The sequence below is a fragment of the Paenibacillus sp. 01T422 genome, from assembly GCF_056398785.1.
In genome coordinates this window covers 1-5,917 of sequence record NZ_JBFTQB010000359.1, presented here as the reverse complement: position 1 = coordinate 5,917, position 5,917 = coordinate 1, and the positions used below count along the sequence as shown (strand labels likewise).

The 5,917-nt window shown below is 50.7% G+C and carries 5 protein-coding genes; all 5 read left to right on the top strand.

Translation table 11 applies throughout. The features are described from left to right. A partial coding sequence (thiD, locus tag AC1DUA_RS19840) for a bifunctional hydroxymethylpyrimidine kinase/phosphomethylpyrimidine kinase (RefSeq protein WP_477501412.1) occupies nucleotides 1–722 on the top strand: 722 nt, incomplete at its 5' end. Then, the gene (gene thiE, locus AC1DUA_RS19835) at nucleotides 719–1,372 is read left to right on the top strand and encodes a thiamine phosphate synthase (RefSeq protein ID WP_477501411.1); all 654 of its coding nucleotides are present in this window, start codon (nucleotides 719–721) and stop codon (nucleotides 1,370–1,372) included. The genes thiD and thiE, both read left to right, overlap by 4 nt. A gap of 14 nt (nucleotides 1,373–1,386) precedes the next feature. After that, nucleotides 1,387–3,174, top strand: coding sequence for a phosphomethylpyrimidine synthase ThiC (gene thiC / locus AC1DUA_RS19830; protein WP_477501410.1), 1,788 nt, complete (start codon nucleotides 1,387–1,389; stop codon nucleotides 3,172–3,174). A gap of 288 nt (nucleotides 3,175–3,462) precedes the next feature. Then, nucleotides 3,463–4,065 (top strand): ArsR/SmtB family transcription factor, encoded by a 603-nt coding sequence (locus AC1DUA_RS19825; RefSeq protein ID WP_477501409.1) that lies wholly within the window; start codon nucleotides 3,463–3,465, stop codon nucleotides 4,063–4,065. A gap of 45 nt (nucleotides 4,066–4,110) precedes the next feature. Continuing rightward, nucleotides 4,111–5,226, top strand: coding sequence for an aminopeptidase (locus AC1DUA_RS19820; RefSeq protein WP_477501408.1), 1,116 nt, complete (start codon nucleotides 4,111–4,113; stop codon nucleotides 5,224–5,226). Nucleotides 5,227–5,917 lie beyond the last annotated feature (691 nt).

Genomic DNA, 5,917 nt, shown 5'->3' with positions numbered 1-5,917 from the left:
GCGTGTACCCGATGAGCGCACAGGCGGTGGAGCAGCAGCTAGCCTCCATCGGAGCTGATTTGCGGCCGGATGCGCTGAAAACGGGGATGCTCTTTTCCTCTGAAATTATCCAGATCGTAGCATCAGCGATAAAAAGCTACAAATGGGAGCGGGTCGTTGTCGATCCCGTTATGATTGCCAAAGGCGGTGCTTCTTTGCTTCAGCAAGAGGYGATAGACGCCATGATTGAGTACCTGCTGCCGCTGGCTGACCTGGTCACACCGAACATTCCGGAAGCGGAGGCGCTTAGTGGAGTATCCATTACGGATAGCCAATCGCGTCAGCAAGCAGCAAAATGGATCCATGCATATGGCTGTCAGCATGTGATGATCAAAGGCGGTCATGAAGCGGATACGGCGTACGCTACAGACCTGCTTTATGACGGGAAGTCGTTCACCGAGTTTTCTTCCCGCCGTCTACATACACCGCATACGCACGGTACGGGTTGCACGTTTGCTGCGGCTATTACATCTGGGCTTGCTCAGGGTCTGCCAGCTTCTGAAGCTTTACGCTTGGCCAAAAATTTCATCCAGGCAGCTATTGCCGAACCGCTATATATAGGAAGCGGTCACGGGCCAACGAACCATTGGGCGTACCAACGCGGGCAAAGGCAAGAGAGCGCGATTTCTGACTCCAATACCATCATTGTGAGCCATGATGTTTACGCCGGAGGAACGCGATGAATAACGAAGAACTACGCAAAGCGCTGCGTTTGTATTTGGTGATGGGCAGCCCGAACTGCGGAGGGGCTGATCCTTATGCGGTGCTGGAGGCAGCGATTGCCGGCGGCATCACGATGTTTCAGCTCCGCGAGAAAGGCGCCGGCGCCCTGCAGGGGCCAGCGCTGCTCGAGCTGGGCGCCCGGCTGCGCCGCTTATGCGCGCAGCACCAGATCCCTTTCATCGTCAACGATGATGAAAGGCTTGCTCTAGAGCTGGAGGCCGATGGAATTCACATCGGCCAAGAGGACGCACCAGCCGCCGCCGTGCGGCAGCGGCTGAAGCATATGATCGTGGGCGTATCAGCCCACGATCTGGGAGAGGCGCAGTCGGCGCTGGCCGAAGGCGCCGACTATCTGGGCGTAGGCCCCCAATACGCCACGCGCACGAAGCTCGATGCGCGTGAGGTCCAGGGGCCTGCCATGATTGCCCGGATACGCGATGGCGGCATCCGGCTGCCTTTGGTTGGCATCGGGGGCATCGATGCCACGAATGCCTCGCCCGTCATCCGCGCTGGCGCGGATGGCGTAGCTGTTGTGAGCGCGATCGCTGGCGCGCGCTCTCCGCAAGAGGCAGCGTCGGAATTGGCCCGCATTTTAACAATAACCATTTAAAAGGAGGTCATGATGTGACAACAAGCAATAACAGCAGCACCGTGAAAGACGTTCAAGTTTCTACATTTCCTGGCAGTAAAAAGGTGTATGTACAAGGGTCGAGACCGGATATCCAAGTACCTGTGAGGGAAATTTCACTCGGGACTTCCACGAATATTCACGGCGACGAAGTAGCGAATGAGCCTGTACATGTTTATGATACTAGCGGTATTTATACGGATACAGAAATAAATACCAATATTCGCCAAGGGCTGCCGGCTAATCGCTTGTCATGGATTGAGGAACGCGGGGACGTAGAAGCTTATGATGGACGTGAAATAAAGCCGGAAGATAACGGACTCTCCTCACTGGATGCAAGAGGGGGAGCTGAAGTATTCCCAGGCCTGCACCGGAGACCGCTCCGCGCCAAAAAAGGCGCCAACGTTACACAAATGCACTACGCCCGACAAGGTATCGTAACACCAGAAATGGAGTACATTGCGATTCGCGAGAATCTAGATAGCGAGTTTGTGCGCAAAGAGGTTGCGCTAGGCCGCGCCATCATTCCTTCTAATATTAATCACCCGGAGAGCGAGCCTATGATCATCGGGCGCAATTTTCTGGTGAAAATCAATGCCAACATTGGTAATTCCGCTGTCGCTTCTTCCATTGAGGAAGAGGTGGAGAAAATGACGTGGGCCACCCGCTGGGGCGCAGATACGATCATGGATTTATCGACAGGCAAAAACATACATACAACGCGCGAGTGGATCATCCGCAACTCACCGGTTCCAGTAGGTACGGTGCCTTTATACCAAGCGCTTGAAAAAGTAAACGGCAAAGCCGAAGACCTCTCGTGGGAAGTGTATCGGGATACATTGATTGAGCAGGCGGAGCAAGGGGTCAGCTATTTTACGATTCATGCCGGTGTGTTGCTGYGGTACATCCCAATGACGGCTCAGCGCGTAACGGGTATTGTGTCTCGCGGCGGATCAATTATGGCCGCATGGTGCTTGGCGCATCATCAAGAGAACTTCCTATATACGCATTTTGAAGAGATATGCGAAATTATGAAAGCCTACGACGTCGCCTTCTCCCTCGGCGACGGGCTGCGTCCCGGTTCGCTCGCGGATGCGAACGACGAGGCGCAATTCGCCGAGTTAGACACGCTCGGCGAACTGACCAAAATCGCTTGGCGCCATGACGTCCAAGTGATGGTTGAAGGCCCAGGTCATGTGCCGATGCACATGATCAAGGAAAACATGGACCGTCAGCTGGAAGTCTGCGAGGAGGCGCCATTCTACACGCTTGGGCCGCTGACGACGGATATTGCGCCGGGCTACGACCACATCACCTCTGCCATTGGAGCGGCGATGATCGGTTGGTTCGGCACGGCGATGCTGTGTTATGTGACGCCGAAGGAGCATCTCGGCCTCCCGAACAAAGAGGACGTCCGTGTTGGGGTCGTCACTTACAAGATCGCTGCGCATGCTGCCGATCTTGCCAAAGGGCACCCAGGCGCGCAAATTCGCGACAACGCGCTGTCGAAGGCGCGCTTTGAATTCCGCTGGCGCGATCAGTTCAATCTCTCGCTCGATCCGGAGCGCGCGATCGAGTATCACGATGAGACGCTGCCGGCTGAAGGCGCGAAAACGGCACATTTTTGTTCCATGTGCGGACCCAAGTTTTGTTCCATGAGAATTACGCAAGATATCAGGCAATATGCGCATGCACAGGGGTTGGATGAAGCAGTCGCCTTAAGCAGCGGGATGCAGGAGAAGTCCAAAGAGTTCCGTGAAGCAGGTAGCCAGATCTACAGTTAAATAATTATGGGACGTTTCTACCTTTCTTGGTGACAGAAACGTCCCTTTTTGCTACCATAGAGAATAAAGCTTAACTTCGTTAATTCGTTAACGCGTTGAAACATTTAAGTGAGGGGGATGTCCATGAGCATTGCAGAAACCGCAATTGACATGATTTCCTTTTCGCATTATGATACGGTTAAAAAGATTTGACCGTCGTTTAATTAATCTCGTAAGAGATTAAGAGTTGACCAACAGACGCTTGTTTACGCGGCAAAATTGGTACATAAGAGGGAGGTCGAATCCAGGATGAAGCTGCAACCAGTTTATATTATTGAAGAGTTAGAACAACTAAAAACGATTAGTGATCCACTGCGCGCCAAGGTGCTGCTTTATCTTATTGAGAAAGCGTATACCGGCCAGCAATTGGCTAAACTACTAGGAATGGCGCGTGCCAAAGTACACTATCATTTGAATGAGTTGGAAAAGCATGGCTTGATTTCGGTCGTACGTACGGAACTCAAAAATGGTATCGTCCAAAAATTTTACAGAGCTGTCGCGCGTGGCTTCGTGCCTAGTGAAGCGCTGCTCCCCTATGTGTCCGAGGTAGAGAACTACTACCGTGAGAGAACCTTGAGCGTACTCGCACGTGCCAGACGCAGAGCGATTAATGCCCCGGAAGAGGCATTCCAAATTCCGTCTGCTGACCGTGCGCATTGGCCAATCATTATGACCCAGGTTGAAGTCAAAATGAGCAAAGAAAAATATGCGGAATGGCTTCGCAAGTTTCGCGACCTTATTTTTGAACTCGATTCTCAGCAGGAAGAGAACGGGGAATGGTTTTATTTAACGACAGTCGGCTTCCAGACGAATGAGCCGTCTTTTGACCCAGTGGATGAAGTAAAGAAGTAGAGAAGTAAAGAAGTAAAGAAGTAGAGAAGTAGAGGAGAGATAAACATGTTAGATCCAAGAATAACGAAACTAGCTGATGTGCTTGTGAATTACTCGGTTAAAGCGCAGCCTGGCGAAAATATTTTGATCGAAGCCTATGGCATCGATAACGCGCTTGTGAAAGAACTCGTGAAAAAAATTCACGCAGCCGGCGCTCATCCATTCGTTAACGTGCGAGATCATGCGGTCATTCGCCAGCTTGTTATGGAAGGAACAGAAGCTCAGATGCAAACTTGGGCGGATGTGGATGCTTTCCAAATGAAGAAAATGCAAGGCTACATTGGCGTGCGCGGTGGAGCTAACATTTATGAGCTATCGGATATCCCGGCGGACCGGATGAAGCTTTACAATTCCGTCTACTACCAACAAGTTCATTTTGATGTTCGTATAAAGGATACAAGATGGGTCGTTCTTCGTTACCCGACTTCTTCTATGGCGCAACTGGCTAGCATGAGCACAGATGCTTTCGAAGAGTTCTACTTCAATGTATGTACGATGGATTACGGCAAAATGTCCAAAGCGATGGACGCGCTGAAAGAGCTTATGGACCGCACGGATAAAGTGCGTTTAGTTGGTCCTGGAACGGATTTGACGTTCTCGATCAAAGGAATCGGCGGTGTGAAATGCGACGGCGAATTGAACATTCCGGATGGCGAAGTTTACTCCGCACCAGTTCGTGATTCGGTGAACGGCATTCTTTCCTACAATACGCCTACTCCGCATGACGGCTTTATTTTCGAAAATATCGTGCTTGAGTTTGAAAATGGTAAAATCATTAAAGCGACGGCGAACGATACGGATCGCATTAATGAGATTTTCGATATGGACGAAGGCGCGCGTTATATTGGGGAGTTCGCGATTGGAGTGAATCCTTACATCCAACATCCAATGAAGGATACGTTGTTCGATGAGAAAATCGACGGCAGCTTCCACTTCACGCCAGGCAACTGCTACGACGATGCTTACAACGGCAACAAGTCTTCGCTGCACTGGGATATCGTGAACATCCAACGTCCGGAATACGGCGGTGGCGAGATTTGGTTCGATGATGTGCTGATTCGCAAGGACGGCATTTTCGTTCTGCCTGAGCTTTTGCAGCTGAATCCGGAAAATTTGAAATAATTTGAGTGATGAGGTCCTCTTGATCCTGCACGCTGTGCGGGGGATGGGGGCTTTTTTGTTTTTTTTGTGGTGTGTTTGGTTTGGGGCTTGGATGGTCGGGTAGTGGTGGGTGAAACGGATGTGCCGCGAAGGCTCGGTCGTTGGTTAACGCCGATTACTCCATCTATTTGCGGTGAATGATGCGCTTTTACCTAATTAACTGGAATTTCTACTGCTAAATTTACTGAATTCAGCGGATTTCGAGTAGCTTCCGACGATTTAGCTGGAGTTCCTACTGCTAATTCATTCTCTGCCACAGAGTGGTGCAGAATAAAGATATTTTTTCCATCTATTTCATCTAAGGCGGCTCAATGGAGCGTTCCATCGGGAGATGCTGAGGAAACTAGCTACTGTAAGTGTGTTTTACAGCGTTAAAGTGGCAGTTGTGCGTCGAACGGATGTGYGCGRAGGAGTTAGCGATGTARAACATCGTTAAYRTAGGCATTCTGAGKAAACTAGCTACTSTWWGWRTGTTTTACAGCGTTAWAGTGGCAGTTGTGCGTCGAACGGATGTGCGCGAAGGAGTTAGCGATGTAAAWCATCGTTAAYGTAGGYATTCTGAGGAAACTAGCTACTGTAAGARYGTTTTTCAGCGTTAAAGTGGCAGTTGTGCGTCGAACGGATGTGCGCGGAGGAGTTAGCGTTGTAGAAC